The organism is Pseudomonas sp. LJDD11, from assembly GCF_024584215.1.
Classification (GTDB): domain Bacteria; phylum Pseudomonadota; class Gammaproteobacteria; order Pseudomonadales; family Pseudomonadaceae; genus Aquipseudomonas.
Window position 1 is genome coordinate 1 of record NZ_JANJFL010000174.1, and the last position, 500, is coordinate 500.

Genomic DNA, 500 nt, shown 5'->3' on the forward strand with positions numbered 1-500 from the left:
AGGCCGGCCTGCTCGCCGCCGCCTTGCCCATGGGCGCGAATCTGCTGCCTTCGGCCATGGCCTCCAGCACCGCCCCGACCTCAAAGGACAAGTGGACCACCTTGCGCGGGCTGTTCGATCAGGACCCCGATTACATCCACTTCGCCAACTTCCTGATCACTTCGCACCCCAAGCCCGTGCGCGAAGCCATCGAGTTTCACCGCGCCAATATCGACCGCAACCCTGGTCTGGCCATGGACTGGGACCTGAAGGAAATCGCCCGCCGCGAAGACGCGGTGCGCGAGTGGGCAGGCAAGTATTTCAATGCCAGGCCCGGCCAGATCGCCCTGACCGGCAGCACGACGGAAGGCCTGGCGATTATCTATGGCGGCATTCATGTACGGCCGGGTCAGGAAATTCTCACCACCGAGCATGAACACTTCTGCACCCGCAATATCCTGAACTCGCGCCACAAGAGAGAAGGCACCCAGGTTCGCAAGATCCGCCTGTTCAAGGATTCC

At 62.0% G+C, this 500-nt stretch carries 1 protein-coding gene; it reads left to right on the forward strand.

Features of this window, described 5'->3' with window-relative positions; translation table 11 throughout:
- Window positions 1–500: aminotransferase class V-fold PLP-dependent enzyme (locus tag NRB16_RS29420; RefSeq protein WP_257107637.1), on the forward strand; the 500-nt coding region annotated here is incomplete at both ends.